Source organism: [Clostridium] citroniae WAL-17108, assembly GCF_000233455.1.
In the GTDB taxonomy this organism is placed as follows: domain Bacteria; phylum Bacillota; class Clostridia; order Lachnospirales; family Lachnospiraceae; genus Enterocloster; species Enterocloster citroniae.
In genome coordinates this window covers 1,696,220-1,714,156 of sequence record NZ_JH376420.1, presented here as the reverse complement: position 1 = coordinate 1,714,156, position 17,937 = coordinate 1,696,220, and the positions used below count along the sequence as shown (strand labels likewise).

The following is a 17,937-nucleotide window of genomic DNA, read 5'->3' as shown; positions in this document are numbered from 1 at the left end:
ACAAAGGCGCAATATCCAGTGTGGAAACATGCTGTTTATTGAATATAAAAAACTCTTTAGGAGAGAAGAAAGGAGAGGTGAAGGATATGAAAAAGAAATACGTAGCAGCGTTGGTTCTGGCAGCAGCCCTGGCTTCACAGCCGGTATGGGCATTTGCAGCAGGAAGTTCATCCAGTGACGGCAGCATCGGACTTGATTCCGGTTCTGTTGCAACAACTACAACCAACACTACAACCAACAGTTCCAACACCACAGTAACTGTATCACCCTCTGGCGTCAAGACCACAGGAGCAACCACCAGTGCAAGCCCAGCAGGCAGCACGATCGGTGTTGCAGTAGACACTGTGACCACAACAGGCCAGCAGGTAACAACCAACTCCAAGGGACAGGCCGTAATCGGCGACACAGCAGTTGGATTTGCTGCAAGCACAGCAGCAACAGTAGGTCTTCCTGAGAATGTAGTATCTGCAATCAACAATATCAATGCAGGTAAGCCATTAACAGAAGCTGTACAGAACCTTGACCTGACCGGATACAACGCACTGACAGGCACCCATGCCATCGTTACCATGGATGCAAACACAGGCGCTGTTAAGACAGGTGCAGTAGAAGTATCCCTATATGTTCCAAACCTGGTTGATAACCTGGCTAACGTACAGGTACTGTTCTACGACAACGCTACCGGCCAGTGGCAGCTGATTCCAGCCCTTAAGGTGGACCCGGTTACCAAGACCGTAGCTGTTAATGTTCCAGGATCTGGCACATTATCCGTAGTTTACAAGAACTAAAAGCATGAAGAAATGCAGGCCGGGGTACATGACTGATAAAGCCGTGTACCCGGTTCTACAGGGATAGGACAGGGAGCAGGGGTTTGAGGAAAAGAGTGGTGGGAAAAAATGTATCGAAAAGCGGATAAGGGCTGGATGAAGCATCTGGATTTTACTTTGATAGATGCGTTGTGTCTGCAGCTTGCATATGTTGCAGCGTATTTTGTGCGTCATGGGCTTCACTGGCCATACGAAAGCCAGTTGTACCGCAACATGGTGTTTGTATTTCTGTTCATTCAGATATTTGTTACATTTTTTGGCGAGAGCTTTAAGAATGTGCTGAAACGAGGATATTTTAAGGAACTGATTTCGGCTGTCAAGCATGTATGCCTGGTGGTACTTATTGCCGCCTTTTATCTGTTTGCGACTCAGCAAGGGGAGGAATATTCCAGAATTATGTTGGTAATGACCGGCATTTTCTATGTCGTGTTATCCTACGGAGCAAGGATTCTTTGGAAGAAATACCTTTTTATAAGAGGAAATGAAGGAAAGGGAAAGCGTTCCCTTCTGATCCTTACATCCAAGGATATGGTGGAGGAAGTGGTTGAGAATATCCGCCAGAACAATTATGAGTGTTTCCGTATTGTGGGCGTCACGTTATTGGATGCGGATTGGGCCGGACAGAGGATTAATGGTGTGGAAGTTGTTGCTAACAGCGATTCCGTTGCCGAGTATGTGTGCCGGGAGTGGGTGGATGAGGTATTTGTCAATCTTCCCAAGAAGATGCCGCTGCCCCAGGAGTTGATGGACTGCTTTATAGACATGGGAGTTACCGTTCATTTGAAGCTGATCGAGATGGGAAGGCTGAAGGGCCAGATCCAGCACGTGGAGCGCTTGGGAACCTATACGGTGTTGACCAGCAACATCAACATGGCTTCATGGAGACAGGCGTTTTTCAAACGGGCCATGGATATCGCGGGAGGGATCGTGGGATGTGTATTAACAGGCATGCTGTTTGTTATAGTGGCGCCCTGCATCTACGTCCAGTCGCCGGGACCAATATTTTTTTCCCAAGTCCGGATCGGAAAGAACGGAAAAAAGTTTAAGTTATATAAATTCCGAAGCATGTATATGGATGCTGAGGAGCGCAAAAAGGAATTAATGAGTCAGAACCGCGTACAGGGCGGGATGATGTTTAAAATAGAGAACGATCCCCGGATCATCGGCGGAGCAAAGGGAATCGGGAACTTTATCAGAAAATACTCTATTGATGAGTTCCCCCAGTTCTGGAATGTGCTAAAGGGTGATATGAGCCTGGTAGGCACCAGGCCTCCCACCGTGGATGAATGGGAGAAGTACGACCTGCATCACCGAGCCAGGCTGAGTATCAAGCCAGGGATCACCGGAATGTGGCAGGTGAGCGGAAGAAGCGAGATAACGGACTTTGAGGAAGTCGTCCAGCTGGACAGGGACTATATTACGGATTGGAGTATTGGGCTGGATATAAGGACCTTGTTTAAGACGGTTTGGGTGGTTTTTGATAAGAAGGGGTCTATGTAGGAGTGGTTGGGGCAAATAAGAACAATTATTTGAGGGGGAATAGGAGCACTGTAAAATGTGGTTTAGTATTCTATGAATCTGATTGCTTATTAACGATAGCAATAAAAAATACTATGAGGACACTTAATGAGATAAAAAGTTCAAGACTTCGTTCGGGGTTATTTTGATGAACATCAATGATGTGTTCGCGATTGGAATTAGATACATAGAGTAATGCAATTTACACGATAATGGGTGCTTTAAGTACATTTGAAGAAGGCTATGATCCTTCATTCAAAAGAGAATGTAATGTCGCAGGTATGAGAAATAGAGTGTACTTATTAATCGTTGTTATACTAATGTCTACGCGATATTTTTAGTGCTTGTTTTTGGTGCATGTCGACAAAAAATATCATGCCGATAATTAGAGACAATTGTCTATTAGTATGAAATGCGTGGTAGAGATATCTTTGCGTAGCTATCATGATAGGTTTTTATAACGCGAAATTTTGTCCAGATTCTCCTTAATGATAACATCATGAGCTGTTAGGGATGCAAAATGTATTGTGCAGACTTAGGTTTTTATTGTTATCTGAAGTAATGGCGTTAGAGAGTGCAGTCATCATAAAACTCGAATGATAAGGATAAAAAACGTCTTATTTATGCGCTTTCCTGAGATTTTGCTATTGATAATATCACATAGGCTTATGAATGAGCACAGATGAGAATTATCTGACACTGAGGGAAAACGGTTAATTGACGTAGACTATGGTTAATATTGTAATTAAATTATCCTCCCCTTGTCAAGTCTATGGATGATGTGTTCGTTAAGAAGGGTCTATACGAAATTTTAAGTTTTGGCTTTTCGGATGCAGAGGATTGTTCGCAGAAAAGTTAGATTCGGTTGTCTACGCCGAATGTGAAAATATCAGAGGGAAGACAGGTCTATGCAGAATGGGAAGTTAATTGTGACAAAGGATAGATAGAACGAATATCAGAAACAGACAGAGGATTTTAAAAAATCAAGACGAACAAAAAGGCAGAGAACTGAGGATGAAATTATGCAGCACGTTTTCCTGGTAGGAGCAAAGTCGTTAGGCGCATATGGTGGATATGAGACTTTCATCAACAAGCTCACAGAATATCACCAAAATAATAAAAATATAAAATATCATGTGGCTTGTAAGGCCAATGGTGATGGCTGTATGGATGAGCGGTCTTTATCTGGTGTTACGGATAAAGTGGAATGTATGGATAAAGACGGGCAGACGACTGGTCAGGTGGTAGAGTTTACCTATAACAATGCCCATTGTTTCAAGATCAACATTCCGCAAAAGCTGGGGCCTGCACAGGCCGTTTATTATGATGTGGTGGCTCTGAAACAGTGCTGTGAGATTATAAAGGAACAGCAGATTAAGCATCCAATTGTATATATCATGGCTTGCCGCATCGGACCGTTCATGAAGCACTACTATCAGGAAATCCACAAACTTGGCGGGAAGGTATACCTAAATCCCGATGGTCATGAATGGAAGAGAGCTAAGTGGAGCGCACTGGTACGAAAATACTGGAAAGAGTCTGAGGCCATGATGGTGAAATGGTCTGATCTTGTTATCTGTGATTCTGTGACAATTGAGAAGTATATACATAAGTGTTATGACGGTAAATGCGGCAATGGAATAGAGGGAAAAGATCCCAAAACTACATTTATTGCTTACGGAGCAGAGACTCGCAAAAGTAAGCTGATGGATGACAGTGAGCAACTCTTAGACTGGTATGAGAGAACAGGCTTGACAGCTAAAGACTATTATCTTGTCGTTGGGAGGTTTGTGCCAGAAAATAACTATGAAACGATGATAGCAGAGTTTATGAAGAGTAAGAGTATGCGGAACTTTGTAATCATAACGAATATTAATCAGAAGTTCCTCAATGAATTGGAGAGTAAACTGCATTTCAGAGTCGATAAAAGAATTAAATTCGTTGGTACTGTTTATGATCAAGAACTTCTCATGAAGATTCGAGAGAATGCCTACGGATATTTACACGGACACGAGGTCGGTGGCACAAATCCATCGCTGCTCGAAGCTCTGGGAAGCACTGATTTGAACCTGCTATTGAACGTTGGTTTCAATAAAGAGGTGGCTGAAAACAGTGCGCTGTACTGGAGTAAGAGTAACGGGAACCTGGCGAATCTGATTGATAAGGCTGATGGGATGAGTAGAGAGAGTATAGAAGAGCTTGGAGCGAAAGCCAAGAAGAGGATAAGAGAAGCGTACAGCTGGGAGTATATTTGCAAACGGTACGAGGAAAAATTTTGCAAGTAGTAAAATTTGAAAAGAATAGGATTTGGATAAGGTATGAAGATACTTGCGATACATAACTATCACCGAAAAGGTTCATCAAGCGGAGATGATCAGGTGTATAAAAGTGAGACGGCATTGCTGGAACAACATGAAAATACAGTAATTCGTTATACGGTCTCTAATGATGAGTTTGATTCTGTAGGTATAATTGGAAAGATAAAATTAACCTTTGGGATGTTGTGGTCTTTCAAAAATTATAATGTTGTACAGGAGTTAATAAAAAAAGAAAAGCCTGACATTGTACATGTTCATACATTCTTCCCGTTACTTTCTCCGTCTATTCTGTATGCTGCTAAACGCTGCGGAGTACCGGTTGTTGCAACACTCCATGATACACGTTTTATATGCCCGTGTTCGACATCCTTGCGTGGAACGCAACTTTGCAATGCGTGCGGAGATGGGCATTATTTGAGAATGTGTAAATATGGCTGTTTTAAGGGAAGCCGCGTTCAGAGTTTAATTGTGGCCTGCATTTTTAAGTATCATCGTATCCGGAAAAGCTTTTATAAGCAAATTGACAGATACATTTGTCTGAATGAAAACCAGATAAGTCTGCTTGAAAAGATCGGCTTTGATGAACGGAAAATTGCTCTAAAATACAACTTTGTCCCAGATATTGAAGTGAATTCGAAAACTGTTGAGGTAGGTGGTCTGCCAGAAAGATACGCGGTTTTCTATGGTCGTATTGGAGAGGAAAAAGGCGTTCGTGTTCTGATTGAAATTTGGGAACAGTTGCCGGACATTCCGCTTGTGGTTATGGGGGGAGGCCCGCTTGAAGAAGAATTTAAGGCATTAGCAGATGAAAAGAAGAATATCTATTTCCTTGGCTATACACAGCATGATAAATGCTTAAGTATTGTTAAGGGCGGAGAATTTGTGGTTTTTCCGTCCATTTGGTATGAAGGCTGCTCAATGGTAGAAATCGAGACGGAGAGCCTTGGCAAAGCATTAATTGCTACTGATTTAGGTTTTTCTGTTGAGGCAATAAAAAATGGTGTCAATGGATTCAAGGTGGGACTTGGTGACACGCAGGGATTTGTCCAAACAATAAAAATGATGTGGGAGAATCCCGAGATGTGTAAGACAATGGGAATGAATGCAAGAGTAGATTATGAAGCGAAATATCTACCGGAAGATAACTATAAGCAACTGGTTGGGATATATGAATCCTTATTTGATGCGAGGAGATTATAAAAAGTGGTTGTTCAAATATGCATAAAGAATAAAATTAGAATTTATTGTCGTACAGCTGTAAAATCGTGTGGGGAAGGAGGCACTTCTTCAAGTGAGTAGAAGGAGTGTTTTTTATAGGAAAGGTGTACAGATTTTGCATGGTAAGATATCACTTGCAAGCAGAATATGAAAAATAAAGATTTCTTTGTGATCGGTAATTATGACAAGGCCAGCCGCTGAGTTATGATTCACTTGTCTAGCCACTATGGAAAAGGATTTGGTTAAAGAACTTCTTGGGATGGTTGAATATTCGTATATCGATCATACGGATATGTCGGATGTTCTGGAAGGATAACGATTGGCAAGAATGTTATGTTCAGCCCAAAGTGTAACTGGTTTGTAGAGAATCACAATTTCTCCGATACAGAGAGTTGCATCAAGAACCAAGGAGTCAACCAGAAAGGCATTGCTATAGAAAGCGACTGCTGAAATGGTAGTAATGTCGTAATTTTTGACGGTGTTACCATTGGTGAATGTTCAGTCAGAAGAGCTAGAACACTGGTGACGAAAGATGTTCCAGTGGGGAGGAGTGTGATGGACAAAAGAGTTATAAATATAAAAGTGCGGTGATTAGAAATGACTATTTTTTGGCAGGGTAGAAGATAATGTAAGTTGAAGATTCTTATTGAAATTGAGTTTGAACGTGAATGGCATATTTGATGACAAGTGCGGAGGAAGAATGAAGAACAAGTTAATTCAATTTATAAAAAATAATAGGGAAGAGGATGGAATGCTTTGGAGATTTGCATGCTTTATTACAAAAACCTTTTGTTCTCGTGTCTCTAAGGATTCAAGGTGTCCGTCAAGTATTATATCAAAATCAGTTATTAAATCTGGGTCTATATCTAATACAATATCCATTGGGAAAAAAAGTGTTATTCGGAATTGTCATATAATAGTGATTGGAAATAATAGCCATATCAAAATAGGGGAAAAGTGCATTTTGACTTGTGCTCACATCATCATAATTGGAGATAATGCAAATTGCTATATAGGTGATAAAGTGACGATTAATGCAAATAAAGTGAACATGACAGGGATAAATGTTGGTGACAATACAACATTTATTATTGGAGATGAGTCGTTACTTTCGAAGGGGATAGGTATATATACGACAGATTTTCATAGAATTTATGACTGTAATGAAAAACTTATTAATAAAAATCAAAATGTGACAATAGGAGGACATGTTTGGATAGGTATGCACACGGTTGTTTTGAAGGGGGCAATAATTCCTGATGGATGTGTTATAGGTGCTGGTTCACTTGTCTCAACACCAATTAGAGAAAAGAATTCCGTGTCTGTTGGAAGGCCTGCTAAAGTGATAAAAAAAGATATCCAGTGGGTAAAATAAGCGATAGCAGTAGCCGACAGTCGTTGATTATAAATTAATTTAACGATGCTTCTAAGTGACGACATAGATAAACGATGCTAGGAGGATCATATATGAAAAAAGTTTTAGTGTTAGATAGATTGGATTATAAAAACAAAGAAGATGAATTTTTAAAAATAGTCCATGCCAAATCTGATGATGATTTTTCTTTTGTTTATACCACATATGAAGATGAATTAATACGGAAAGTAAGAAATATACGTATTGTTGGATCTTTGCTTCAGCATTTTTTATATTGGATGAAATCATTTAATTACACTATAAGTATACTAAAATCTGATGCAGATGAAATATATTGCCTTAATCCAATTGTTTCCATTTTCTTGGGGGTGTTTAACAAAAAAAGGAAAATAGTTATGGGTGGGTTTCTTTTTGAAAAGAAAAAAAACAAAGTATACTATTGGCTACGAAAAGTTTTTACTAAGTTGTCTTTAAAAGGAATATCATCTGTAGCCGTATATGGATCCCATGAAGTAAACTATTATGAATCAATTTTTCAGTGTAATAAATTTGTTTATGTTCCATATGGAATTGATTATGATAATGATTCAGTATATGGTGGAAATCTTCCGGAAAAGTTTTTTTTTTCAGGGGGAGGGAGCAATCGAGATTATAAGACTTTAACGGAAGCTTATAACAAAATGAAAAGGAATAGATATCCGCTTGTTATTGCAACACAATCCTGGAGGTTGAGCGATTGTGAAGTATCTGAAATTAGTGTTTTGGCTGATGTTGTAGTAGAAAATTTTGGCGATGTCCTAAAGCATTCAAGTCTGCTTGTTTTATCGCTTAAGCAAACGGATATTTCAGTGGGACATATGGTGATGTTTCAGGCTATGTCGCTTGGTGTACCTTTACTTGTAAACGACATTCCTGCAATAAGGGATTATGTAGATGACCAAATGGTAACTTTCTATCAAAGTGGAAATATTGATGACCTTCGTGTAAAACTAGAAACATTTGCAGAAAATAAATCAGAATATATGCTTAAAAGTAATGTGGCTAAAAGAAAGTATCACAAAGAATTGTGCTTGGAGGCATTTATCAAAAGATTTTTAAACTTGTAAGGAGCGGGTGACTAAGTGAAAATAGGAGTTTTAACACACCACTATGTAGGAAATTTTGGCGCAGTAATGCAAGCAGATGCTTTGGTAAACATTATTCGTGACTTTATTCCTGATGCACAGATAGAAATTGTAAATTTTCGAGTTTTGAAGCACCATGTAATGTCCAACTCAAGATTCTTTCACTATAAGAATACCGATTCAATAAGATCCTTTTTAGAGAAAGTGGCGTTGTATTTTGAATTTAATACTTTTAGAAAGAAGCTGCCTATAGGTAAGAGAGTAAAAAATGCATGTGAAATAAATGATTGTGGCTATGATTTAATTATTGTTGGTAGCGATGAGGTATGGAATTATGAGGATATGGCGTATTCATTGATTAAGTTTGGTGTTGGATTAGAATGTATGCATATTACATATTCAGCTAGTATAGGAGATAGTTCAATCGAATTGAATAAAATACCAGAGGAAATTAAGGCTGGCATAAAGAGTTTTCAAGAAATAGCTGTTAGAGATACGAAAACAGAACGGCTAGCAAAAATGCTGACTAATGTTCCAGTTATAAGAACACTGGATCCTGTATATTTATACAGTTATCCATTGGAAGCAAGGAAAAAGATAAAAAATATAGTGTTACGAAAGCCATACATATTAGTATATGAGTGCAATTTGGCTTCAGAACAGATTGATTTAGTTGTTTCTTACGCAAAAGAAAATGGTTATGAAATTTACGGAGCGGGTGAATATAAAAAATGGTATACGATGGTTGATACAGTAAGAATTTCCCCCTATGAATGGGCATATTTATTTAAAAATGCTCAAGCAGTAATAACGGGTACATTTCATGGAACTTCATTTGCTATTAAGTATAATCATCGATTCGCAGCATACTTAACAGAACAGAACAGAATCAATAAGGTTAGCTCCCTTCTTGAAGAATTTGGTTTGACAAAACAGATTGTAGGAGATCATGGAGATATAATAAAGACTATGACGCAATGGATTGATTATGAAATAGTCAACAAGATTATATCAGAGCGGAAAACAGAATCTCTTGACTATCTTTTTAGAAATATTAAAAAGGTAGATTTAAAAGTTAACCAGGATTAATATACTATAAAATCGGGAAAATGTTATGGAAAATGTATGTAAAGAAAGCCAATGTACTGGCTGCATGGCCTGCTTAGAGGTTTGTACGAAAAACGCAATAGAAATCAGAGATACCTTAAGAAATTATAATGCGGTGATTGATCCAGCAAAATGTATAAAATGTGGGGCTTGTCAACGCATTTGTCAAAATAACAATATAATTAATGCAGAAAAGCCAATTGCATGGTTCCAGGGCTGGGCGAAATCTGCCAAACAAAGAGCAGTCTCCTCATCAGGCGGTTTTGCAGTAACATTAGCTAAACATTTTGTGAACCGAGGTGGCCTGGTATGTAGTTGTGTCTTCTCTGAAGGAAGCTTCCACTTTGAATTTGCAGAAAATGAAAATGAAGTTGAACGTTTTACGGGGTCAAAATATGTAAAGAGTAATCCGCAGGGGATTTACAAAAAAATAAAGTGGTGTCTTCAGGAAGACAGAGAGGTTCTGTTTATTGGTCTGCCGTGCCAGGTAGCGGCAGTTAAAATATTTGCAGGCGAGAGATTGTTAAAAAAGCTGTACCTTGTAGATCTGATATGTCATGGTAGCCCCTCACCAAAAAATATTGAGCAGTTTTTGTCTGAAGCTGGATATCATCTGGCAGAACTGATACAGGTCGGTTTCCGGAAGAAGGATGTGTTTCGGGTAACAGGAAATGAACATTATGTGGATTCACCTGGAGTATATGATTGTTATTCACTGGCCTTTTTGAATTGTATCAATTATACAGAAAACTGTTATAGTTGCTGCTTTGCAAAATCTGAACGCGTAAGCGATATAACAATTGGCGATTCTTGGGGAAGCAATCTCTCACAGGAAGAACAAGACAAAGGGATTTCGCTAGCCTTGTGCCAGACCGACAAAGGGAAACGTCTATTGCAGGATGCGGAAGTTGAATTATTCCCGGTCGATCTTGAAAATGCAATAGAATATAATCACCAGTTGGAAAGACCGTCTGTTAAGCCTGATTCATATGATGAATTCTTTGATGCACTTCAAACTGGCACGAGTTATTGCAAAGCAGTTAAGAAAGGGCTTCCCCGTACATACAGGAATCAGCAAATCAAGAAAATTTTGCTAAAGCTGAGATTTATACGTGGGGGGGGGGGTGGGTATATCGTAACAGTTACGAAGTGAGAGTAAAAACGCAGACAGAACGAATAAGGAGAATTCGATGATCTCTTTTTCAATAATTACAGCTTTTTATAAGGGAAATCAATATATACCGTCATTAGTAAAGATCGCGGAAAGAAACGCGGAGACTCTGAAGAATGCAGCTATAGATGCGGCTGTTGAATTAGTAATCGTAAATGATAGCCCAGAGATAACTGCGAATATACCAGAGGTTAAATCTTCAGTTTCATATAAAGTGGTCAATCATAAAGAAAATGCAGGAATACATCAAGCCCGAGTAACAGGTTTGAAAAATTGTTCCGGGAACTATGTTGTGTTTTTGGATCAAGATGATGAGTTGAAAGATGATTGTCTCCTTGAAGAATATAAAATAATTGGAGATGCGGATGTTGTTGTAGCAAACGCTTATATAGAGAACGCAGAGGGCACATTTAGGAAGCATTTCAAGAGCAAAGGGCAATACATTAATGCCTTTGACGTTAATACATACATAAAAGGGCATAATCAGATTGTATCGCCAGGGCATTGTCTGATTAGAAAATCGGCAATTCCGCGTGAATGGCTTGTGTATATTATGAAAACAAACGGATCAGACGATTTATTTTTGTGGATATTAATGCTTTATAGCAAATGTAAGTTTGCGATGTGTGAAAAGGTTGTTTATACGCACAAACACACTGGAAATAATTTGTCTGCAGACGAGACAAAAATGGCAGCTTCAAGCATTGAAATTGTAGATTTTTTAAAACAAATTGATTATATTCCTAATGATCATATTGATGTATTTCTAAGAAATAGAAAAGAAAAGATTGAATTGGCGAACGCTAATGGGTTGTGTCGCAGTATGATTTATTTGCGTAATCTTGATATTTTCTGGCCAAGAATATGGTGGAAAATTAGATATTGGATTTATAAGTAGTTTTATTGATGATTCGATAGAGAGTAATATTGCTTAGTGTCCTTCAAATTTAATGTTGGACAGCATATTACACAGGGCGATAATATAAGAATAACATTTCAGATACTTCGAGGAAATCTAGAATGAAAATAAAAATATTGTGGGTTTCTACAACCCCTCCATTGAAAAAAATAGCTCATGCAGGGGCACAAACTTTTAGATATTATTTCGAACATTTTAAAGCAAATGATAGATTCGAAGTAAAATTGGTGTCTTTGCCAGATGGCATGTCATCCGATGATTTGGAGCTATATTTGAAAAATGTTGATCATCGAATTGCATACGAAGAACAATTTGCTAAGGATAAATTGGATAAGGTGTTAAGTATTCCTTCACGCATTAATCCATGGACAAAATATTCAGGATTAATCTATAGAGACTATGCTAAGAGAGTCCTGCGGAAGATATGGGGATATAGGGAGAATGGTTTTTGTCCGGATTTCGTCATATTGGAATGGACATCAATGCTGATGTTAATTGATGACATTAAATTGATTTTTCCGACAAGTCAATTCGTTGCATCTGAACATGATGTTACATTTATTGGCTGGGCTAGAAAAAGAGAGAACTACTCAGGCCTAAAAAGATTGTATTGGAATGTAAAGACGAGGCATGAAAAGCTAAATGAAATAAAAGCATTGCAACAATGCTCATTAGTGTTGCCACATAATCCTGACAATTGTAAAGTATTGATTGAAAATGGGGTTAATAGTACTTCGGTTCAGTGGTTGGTTCCTTATTTTAACAATATGTCTGAGGTAGAAAGAAAATCAAATCGAAGAGACATTTTGTTTTTTGGCGCAATGGCACGACCAGAGAATTATCTAAGTGCTATTTGGTTTATAAAGAATGTCATGCCGTTGTTGAAGGATATGAGTGTTTGTTTTTTGGTTTTAGGAAGCAATCCTCCAGCTGAATTGAAGAAATATGAAAATTCTGATATTTGTATTACTGGGTTCGTGGAATCCATAACACCGTATTTTGAGAAATCAATGTGCCTTGTTGCTCCGCTTGTTTTGGGGGCGGGTATTAAAGTGAAAATTCTAGAAGCCTTATCCTCGGGAATTCCTGTAATCACTAACGATATTGGTATTGAGGGAATTCCGGCTCAATCAGGTTGTGAATACATTCATTGCATAAAGCCGGAGGAGTATGCGAAAGCTATTAGGGAAATTTATACTGGCGCAATTGATATTAATTTAATGGCGTTTAATGCTAAGAAATTTATGCAGAGATATTCGTTAGAGAAATCTCTATCATTATATCAGAATAAATTAGAAGAACTTGGGAGTAAATTTGAATGATTATTACAAAAACGCCTTTCCGTATGTCGTTTTTGGGTGGTGGCACAGATATAGAAAACTATATTAAGGAAAAATGGCGGATCAGTGCTTTCCGCAACGTTTGACAAGTACTGTTATGTGAATTTCCGCCATCTTCCGCCTTTATTTGATTATACTATTCGTAATGTTATGAACTGCTGGATATGTATGAGATTCGCTACACATATGAGACTGATCTTCCGGCGCGTTCTGGTTTTGAAATAGGCAGTTCTTTTGCTATCGGTAGGCTGAATTCTTTTTATGTCCTGAAAGGGGAACCGCGGTTCTGATTCCGAACACATTGATGACGAACTAATGAAGAGGTTCAAGGTTCTCCATCCCATGCGTGCTAATATGCTACAAAACTAAAAGAGGTTGACCTTGTTCGCGGTGCTGAGCTTTCCAAGAGTCTGAAGTGCTCTTTGATGTCTATACCACTGGTAGTTCATGAGGCATTAACTATTGCTTACTTTAATGATGTGGACGGCCTTGGTGTATTCGAGCGGCAACTTTTCAAACATGGGAGCAAGGGGAGATATATTTCTTGATATTTCGACATCGGGCAACAGGAAGAACATAATAAACACCGCGGTTGTAGCCATCGCATCGGGTATCAAAGTTACTGGCCTTACTGGCACGAAAGGCAGATGACTTGTAAAAGTCATAGATACGGTGATAAAGGTTCTAACATTCGAGACTTATAAGATACAAGAATTACACTTGTCGATTTTTCGCTGCTAGTGCTTAATGTTGGAAGAGCAGTTTTAGGGGGAGGTAAGATGTTGTGATTTCACTGGAGGAAGATATGTTAATCAGTAAAAAAAAGTTATGCAGTTGCTCCTTTTTCAGTATTTTAATTTTATATGGACTATCTAGAGGTAGCTGGGGAAATGTAATTCCTTATACAATTTGGCAGAGTCTTGTTCTACTAGCAGGAGTTTATTTTGGTGTCTGCACCTTAGGGGTACTAAAAGGTAGTGGCAACTATTATATGCTTTTGTGCATAACGCTTGTATTCATTGTTTTAATGTTTAATAATTATAATCTAAAAAATAGGGACATCTACTATGAAAGTACGTTTATTACGCTGATGTTGCTGTCTGTGTCGATGATAAACAGGCCAGAATGGATAAAATGGTCTTATAAGCTTATGTGCATTATGGGCTTTTTCTACGCACTTATGACGCTTGTAAGTTTTTTAAGCAAAAGCTTTTATGATACAATTATATTTCCTTTTATTTCGAACTATTCAACAACGACAAAGTATTTGTCTTTAAGCGATTATTACGCTGGGGGCTTCACGACTCATTATAGTACTAATGGAATGTTTGTTACTTTAGGCGTATGCATGACTTGTGGACGGCTAATTGATTTAAAGGAGTTTTCCGCAAGAAAGAAATTTGGTAGAGTGTGTATTGTACTTCTCATGTTGGTTGCGCTTCTGCTTACAAATAAGAGAGCCCATATCCTGTTCACATGCGCAGGAATGCTGGTTTGCTATTATTTATATAATAGTAATCGACCAGTAGGCCGAATTGGAAAAATTATGGGACTTTTGTTTGGAGTTGTAATTTTTGCTTATATACTTTATTCGATTGCTCCAGATACATTAAGATTCCTGGACAGATTTGCTGAGGAAAAGGCAAAGGGAGATGTTTCCAGTAATAGATTTATGCTATGGGGTCTTGCAAGCGTGATGTTAAAGGGAAATTATATTTTAGGAAACGGATGGTTTTCTTTTTATTATAAGTATTCTTACCATGTTCATAATGTTTATTTGCAGTTGTTGACCGAAGTAGGGGTAGTGGGATCGGTTTTCTTTTACATATTTATGGCGTTGAATTATTATAGAGTGGCCCATCGATTCATCCAATCGAGAAGGAATCAAATTGAATTAGGAGATGATGGCGAAAGAAGACTGGCCATATCAATCATATACCAGACATTTTTTCTCCTTTATGGCATCACTGGGACTTGTCTCTATGAACTGCAAACATTGATACCATATATTATTATGTGTGCTGTGGGAGAATACTATTGGTATAATGGAAAATGACAATGTTGGGAGTATATGAGTAATGTTAAAAGTTGGAATACTTACATGGTATTATGGCGCAAATTACGGAGCCAAGGCGCAAGCATACGCTTTGCAGCAAATAGTGAATGGATTGGGTTACGAGGCTATAATGATTAATTATAGAACACCTAAATATAATAAAACAAATATTCTGACAAATCTTAATTTCAAAAACAAAAAAAGGCATCCGCTATTAGTATTAAAGGGGCTTATCCGGACGCTGAAATTTAGTTATGCGAATTCTCTTTTCAAAGAGAGTAAAAGGGTCAGAAATGCTTTTGAAATTGATTCCCTTGGACTTGATTGCATTATATTTGGCAGTGATGCTATTTTTAATATAAAGCATTGGCTGTTTTCAGATATGTATTATGGCGTAGGAATATGCGATACCAGTAAAATAACATACTCCCCAAGTTGTGAATATCTTGATCCGAATACAGAACTTAGCTCTGAGTGCATCCAATCTCTAAAAGCCATGAAAGCGTTATCGGTAAGAGATGAGAACACACAACGGCTTATAAAGAATAATATTGGAAAGGAAGCGATTATAACTTCTGATCCGACTATTATGTATGATTTCGAGGATGTTGATTGTGAATGTGTTCTTCCAGAGAACTTCATTTTAATATATACATTTTCGGATTGGAGAGTGTATGAAAAGAGTTTAAAAATGTTTGCTGAAGAAAAGAGTTGCAAAATTGTTGCAGTAGGAAGAACTTGTGGCTGGGCAGATTTTTCAATTGATGGGGCTTCCTTTCGATTATGGGTTACATTATTTAGAAAAGCTCAATTTATATTTACCGATTCATTTCATGGAACTGTCTTTGCACTCAAAAATTGTAAGGAAATTATTCTATGCGCTCGTCCTGATAAACAGGATAAGATAAGAAGTCTTTTAAAGGATGCAGGTGTATCGAGAACTTTTTATGATGGTTCAATTGATATCTCCAAATACATGAATGAACCCATTGATTATGAGGTTGTTGGAGAAAAAATGGGAAAATTAAAACAGGACTCCTTAAATTACTTAAAGGAATCCTTGACGTTAATGGAAGGTCATAAAATATGAGTAAAAAAGGTGAAGATGAAATTGAGAACAATTTTAGAATGGAAAATGCCTTTAAGGCAGGATTATGGTATACGATTTCAACCTTACTTGTAAAATCCATATCGATAATATCGACACCATTTTATACACGAATGATGTCAACTGCAGACTATGGCATTTCCGCAACCTTTAACACTTGGTATTCTTTGCTTTCAATAATATGTTCGTTAAATGTATCATATAGTATAGGTCGAGCAAAGATAGACTTTGGGCCAAAGTTTGAGAAATTTATTTCGGCTTTACAGATTATTTGTAGTGTGGCCACAGGCGTTATATTTTCTGTAATATTTATATTGTATGATTCTTGTAAAGATATAATCGGTCTGAATAAAAAAGCAGTATTTGTTTTATTTGTTTATCTGCTTTTTGGAACTGTTGTAACTTTATATCAGTGTCTATATCGCTTTCGATATCAATATAAGCAGAATATTTATATTTCAATTTTTATTACAGTATCTACAGTTGTTGTGTCACTAGTACTAATATCATGTTTTTCTGAAAAGTATATGGGGAAAATTCTTGGAACAACGGTTCCTGTTGTGATATTAGGTTTATATTTTTGGACTAAGATATTCTGTTGCAAAACTGTTCCAAATAGGGATGAATTTAAAACTTTTAGTAAATATGCACTAGCTTATTCTGCACCATTAATTGTCCATTCACTTTCCATTTATGTACTGGGACAGTCTGACCGTTTGATGGTCAAGTACTACTGCGGAGATTCGGTCGCAGGTATTTATAGTTTGGCTTATCAGTACGCTTTGCTTATATCTTTGGTTATTAATGCAGTTAATTCTGCATGGAATCCATGGTTTCATGATAATTATGCTTTGAAGAACTTTTCATCGATTAGAGAAAAAATTGTGCCATTTCTTATATTAGGGTGTTTCCTTGGCGTAGGATGTGTTGCTGTGGCACCCGAAGCAATTAACATTCTTGGTGGTAAAGAATACATTGAAGGGGTACATGCCGTTTTTCCAATCTGTATGGGCGTAATTACTGAATTCGTATATAGTCAATATGTTATTATAGAAATGCATTTAAAAAAGACAAGGTATACATCGCTTGGGACATTTATTGCCTCATTACTTAACTTGTTATTGAATTGGATTTTCATTCCAAAGTATGGCTTTGTAGCAGCGGCATATACTACATTCATAAGCTATATGGTACTATTATTTATGCATTATTATATTATAAGAGTTGTACTGAAGGTTCATTTATATCAGGATAGGATAATTTATTCCATTTTGATTGGTCTAATAGGGATATCGTGGTGTTTTACTAAATTCTATTCTTTTATATTGTTTAGATATTTAGCAGTTATAGTTTTAATTGTTTTATTTATACTATACAATAAGAAATTTATTCTTGAGAAACTTTTAACGTTTAGGGAAAGATAGTTTGTTGTTGTACATGTTATATAAGTGGTTATATGATATTGATAGGACATATTTGCGAGAGGAAGGTATAAGAAATGCATATTTCTTTCAAAACATTATGGAATTATATATTGTAAATCTGTTTTAATGCGATATTTTGCAGTATTTATGAATTTATTGGCTATGAGAAATTAAAAAAAGAAAGTAGCACTATTTTGAAATCTGCATCGGGGAGGCTGTCCGAAAGCTAAGGTAGTCCTAAATTGTTCCATTAGGATTAGATTACCCATAAGGGCGTTTAACATATATAATCTTTGCACCCAGAAAACTGAATAAAGCACATGATAATTGATGAATTTCTGCCGAAAATGTTGAATAATAGTTGTATCAAAAAGCATTCATAATATGGTATGTTTGGAATTATTTTGTGGAGGCGGATAATATAGCCAGGCT

At 37.3% G+C, this 17,937-nt stretch carries 13 protein-coding genes and 1 pseudogene; all 14 read left to right on the top strand.

Features of this window, described 5'->3' with window-relative positions:
• The first annotated feature begins 86 nt into the window (after positions 1-86).
• The 14 genes and pseudogenes from HMPREF9469_RS07745 (at position 87) to HMPREF9469_RS07685 (ending at position 17,505) form a co-directional block, all read left to right on the top strand.
• Positions 87-788 carry a hypothetical protein gene (locus HMPREF9469_RS07745; protein WP_007860730.1) on the top strand — a complete coding sequence of 234 codons (702 nt, stop codon included), beginning with the start codon at positions 87-89 and terminating at the stop codon, positions 786-788.
• A 108-nt stretch (positions 789-896) separates the two neighbouring features.
• Positions 897-2,327, top strand: coding sequence for a sugar transferase (locus HMPREF9469_RS07740; RefSeq protein ID WP_007860728.1), 1,431 nt, complete (start codon positions 897-899; stop codon positions 2,325-2,327).
• Positions 2,328-3,367: 1,040 nt separating this feature from the next.
• Entirely contained in the window at positions 3,368-4,630 is a 1,263-nt protein-coding gene (cps2T, locus tag HMPREF9469_RS07735; RefSeq protein ID WP_007860726.1) for a beta 1-4 rhamnosyltransferase Cps2T, read from the top strand.
• Between the two features lie 33 nt (positions 4,631-4,663).
• The gene (locus HMPREF9469_RS07730) at positions 4,664-5,863 is read left to right on the top strand and encodes a glycosyltransferase family 4 protein (protein ID WP_007860724.1); all 1,200 of its coding nucleotides are present in this window, start codon (positions 4,664-4,666) and stop codon (positions 5,861-5,863) included.
• A gap of 718 nt (positions 5,864-6,581) precedes the next feature.
• Positions 6,582-7,256, top strand: coding sequence for an acyltransferase (locus tag HMPREF9469_RS07725; RefSeq protein WP_040415156.1), 675 nt, complete (start codon positions 6,582-6,584; stop codon positions 7,254-7,256).
• Positions 7,257-7,348: 92 nt separating this feature from the next.
• The gene (locus HMPREF9469_RS07720) at positions 7,349-8,362 is read left to right on the top strand and encodes a glycosyltransferase (RefSeq protein WP_007860720.1); all 1,014 of its coding nucleotides are present in this window, start codon (positions 7,349-7,351) and stop codon (positions 8,360-8,362) included.
• Between the two features lie 15 nt (positions 8,363-8,377).
• The gene (locus HMPREF9469_RS07715) at positions 8,378-9,469 is read left to right on the top strand and encodes a polysaccharide pyruvyl transferase family protein (RefSeq protein ID WP_007860719.1); all 1,092 of its coding nucleotides are present in this window, start codon (positions 8,378-8,380) and stop codon (positions 9,467-9,469) included.
• Between the two features lie 25 nt (positions 9,470-9,494).
• Positions 9,495-10,640 (top strand): Coenzyme F420 hydrogenase/dehydrogenase, beta subunit C-terminal domain, encoded by a 1,146-nt coding sequence (locus HMPREF9469_RS07710; RefSeq protein ID WP_007860718.1) that lies wholly within the window; start codon positions 9,495-9,497, stop codon positions 10,638-10,640.
• Positions 10,641-10,677: 37 nt separating this feature from the next.
• Positions 10,678-11,556, top strand: coding sequence for a glycosyltransferase family 2 protein (locus HMPREF9469_RS07705; protein ID WP_007860717.1), 879 nt, complete (start codon positions 10,678-10,680; stop codon positions 11,554-11,556).
• Between the two features lie 122 nt (positions 11,557-11,678).
• Positions 11,679-12,899: a glycosyltransferase gene (locus tag HMPREF9469_RS07700; RefSeq protein WP_007860716.1), complete on the top strand. Its 1,221-nt coding sequence runs from the start codon at positions 11,679-11,681 to the stop codon at positions 12,897-12,899.
• A pseudogene (locus HMPREF9469_RS33760) lies at positions 12,896-13,195 on the top strand (kinase); the annotation flags it as partial. The gene HMPREF9469_RS07700 and the pseudogene HMPREF9469_RS33760, both read left to right, overlap by 4 nt.
• A gap of 506 nt (positions 13,196-13,701) precedes the next feature.
• Positions 13,702-14,973, top strand: a complete 1,272-nt coding sequence (locus HMPREF9469_RS07695) for an O-antigen ligase family protein (RefSeq protein ID WP_157140263.1) — start codon at positions 13,702-13,704, stop codon at positions 14,971-14,973.
• A gap of 22 nt (positions 14,974-14,995) precedes the next feature.
• Positions 14,996-16,063, top strand: coding sequence for a polysaccharide pyruvyl transferase family protein (locus tag HMPREF9469_RS07690; RefSeq protein WP_007860712.1), 1,068 nt, complete (start codon positions 14,996-14,998; stop codon positions 16,061-16,063).
• On the top strand, positions 16,060-17,505 hold the full coding sequence (locus HMPREF9469_RS07685) for an oligosaccharide flippase family protein (protein ID WP_007860704.1): 1,446 nt from the start codon (positions 16,060-16,062) through the stop codon (positions 17,503-17,505). Before HMPREF9469_RS07690 ends, HMPREF9469_RS07685 begins: the two co-directional genes overlap by 4 nt.
• Positions 17,506-17,937: the final 432 nt, after the last annotated feature.

Bases quoted from the DNA above. Each gene is read 5' to 3' on its own strand.
- HMPREF9469_RS07745 (WP_007860730.1), top strand. From the start codon at position 87: ATGAAAAAGAAATACGTAGCAGCGTTGGTTCTGGCAGCAGCCCTGGCT.
- HMPREF9469_RS07740 (WP_007860728.1), top strand. From the start codon at position 897: ATGTATCGAAAAGCGGATAAGGGCTGGATGAAGCATCTGGATTTTACT.
- cps2T (WP_007860726.1), top strand. From the start codon at position 3,368: ATGCAGCACGTTTTCCTGGTAGGAGCAAAGTCGTTAGGCGCATATGGT.
- HMPREF9469_RS07730 (WP_007860724.1), top strand. From the start codon at position 4,664: ATGAAGATACTTGCGATACATAACTATCACCGAAAAGGTTCATCAAGC.
- HMPREF9469_RS07725 (WP_040415156.1), top strand. From the start codon at position 6,582: ATGAAGAACAAGTTAATTCAATTTATAAAAAATAATAGGGAAGAGGAT.
- HMPREF9469_RS07720 (WP_007860720.1), top strand. From the start codon at position 7,349: ATGAAAAAAGTTTTAGTGTTAGATAGATTGGATTATAAAAACAAAGAA.
- HMPREF9469_RS07710 (WP_007860718.1), top strand. From the start codon at position 9,495: ATGGAAAATGTATGTAAAGAAAGCCAATGTACTGGCTGCATGGCCTGC.
- HMPREF9469_RS07705 (WP_007860717.1), top strand. From the start codon at position 10,678: ATGATCTCTTTTTCAATAATTACAGCTTTTTATAAGGGAAATCAATAT.
- HMPREF9469_RS07700 (WP_007860716.1), top strand. From the start codon at position 11,679: ATGAAAATAAAAATATTGTGGGTTTCTACAACCCCTCCATTGAAAAAA.
- HMPREF9469_RS07690 (WP_007860712.1), top strand. From the start codon at position 14,996: ATGTTAAAAGTTGGAATACTTACATGGTATTATGGCGCAAATTACGGA.
- HMPREF9469_RS07685 (WP_007860704.1), top strand. From the start codon at position 16,060: ATGAGTAAAAAAGGTGAAGATGAAATTGAGAACAATTTTAGAATGGAA.